Here is a 1,455-nt window from a genome sequence, read left to right as displayed (position 1 = left end):
GGGTATACCCTTTACCCTTGAAGCTGTAGTCTAGGGCGAAAGTACAAAGGGTATTACTGAGGGAACCACTTATCATTGATGGTTTTGTATGTCCCGTCAGCTTTAATGGCATCAATGGCTTTATTCAGTTTTTCCAGCAAGGCACTATTATCCGGGCGTACGGCAATGCCAAGGCCGGTGCCGAAGTATTGCGGATCGGTCACATGTTTGCCAACTGATGCCAGATCTGGATTGGTTTTCAGCCACTCATTCACAACGGCTGTATCACCAAACACCCCGTCGATACGTCCATTTTTCAAGTCAATAATGGCATTCTGGTAACTGTCATAAGCCACGGTTTTGATTTCAGGATGCAAATCCTGCAAATACTTCTGATGTGTGGTGCCATTTTCCATGCCGATCTTCTTGCCTTTCAGATCAGCAAAAGAGCTGAATTTGCCCTTCGGCGCAATCACAATCGCAGAGTTTGCATAGTAAGGCTGGGTGAATGTCACTTGCTTACTACGCTCCGGCGTGATGTCCATGCCAGAGATAACCGCATCATAACGTTTAAATTTAAGCGCCGGGATCAGGCTATCAAAGGCCTGATTAGTGAACGTACAGTTAGCGTCCATTTGCTTACATAATGCTTTTGCCAGATCCATATCAAAACCAACAATTTCGTTATTGGCATCCATAAATTCAAATGGCGGATAGGTAGCTGAGGCAGCAAAACGAATCGTCTCTGCGGCAGTTGCGCTGAAAACCATGCCACTTAAAAAGGTCGCCAATAGTAACTTTTTCATGCGTAAACTCCTGTCTGAATTTTTTATTTGAATGTGTTATTAGTTATTGATTTTATTATGTCTGATGATGCTTCATCGCAATTTATTTGGATGAATGATGTGGATTACATTGCCATTTTATGAATTTATATGCAAGTAATGTGATTAAAAATTTAGTTTTTATTTTTAAGAGATAAAGGATGAATGGGATGTGGTTCGGTTAATTTTGGATTAGATAATTAGTCCGGTTGTTAGCTGCTTTGTGATCATGTTTGGTTGACATGATTGCGGTGATCACCTTGCCATTGGGTGCCTCAACCGCCAAAGGGGTTACAAGCGCGTAACCCCCTTGGATCCCCTGCGCTTGCGCACGTATCGCTTGTCCACTTCGTGGATTCCCTCATTCATCATTTCGCTGACGGACCGCCGTGATTATAGCCTCTTCGAGGCAACCCTTCGGGCCAACGCAAGCGTTGTTCAAAACTGCTACGCAGTGTTGTCGCCTCCTGCTCAAGCACGGCTCGCTCGGCATCCATGCCTCGCGTCCTACTGCACTCGGCTGCTCAAATGTGCTTTTAAAGTCAAAAGAGAAAATCAAAACCCCAAAAGTATGGTTTTGAATTGGCTTTTGACGTTGAACGCAATCAGGAATATTACCGACAAAGACGATGGCCCGAGTGAGCCGCCATCG

General features: G+C 44.6%; 1 protein-coding gene. It reads right to left on the bottom strand.

Translation table 11 applies throughout. The features are described 5' to 3' along the window. Window positions 1-53: 53 nt before the first annotated feature. On the bottom strand, window positions 54-785 hold the full coding sequence (locus YALDO0001_RS19330; RefSeq protein WP_004705638.1) for an arginine ABC transporter substrate-binding protein: 732 nt from the start codon (window positions 783-785) through the stop codon (window positions 54-56). Window positions 786-1,455 lie beyond the last annotated feature (670 nt).

The sequence above is a fragment of the Yersinia aldovae ATCC 35236 genome (assembly GCF_000173735.1).
GTDB lineage: Bacteria > Pseudomonadota > Gammaproteobacteria > Enterobacterales > Enterobacteriaceae > Yersinia > Yersinia aldovae.
The sequence above is the reverse complement of the archived record's forward strand: the minus strand, read 5'-3'. Positions and strand labels throughout refer to the sequence as shown.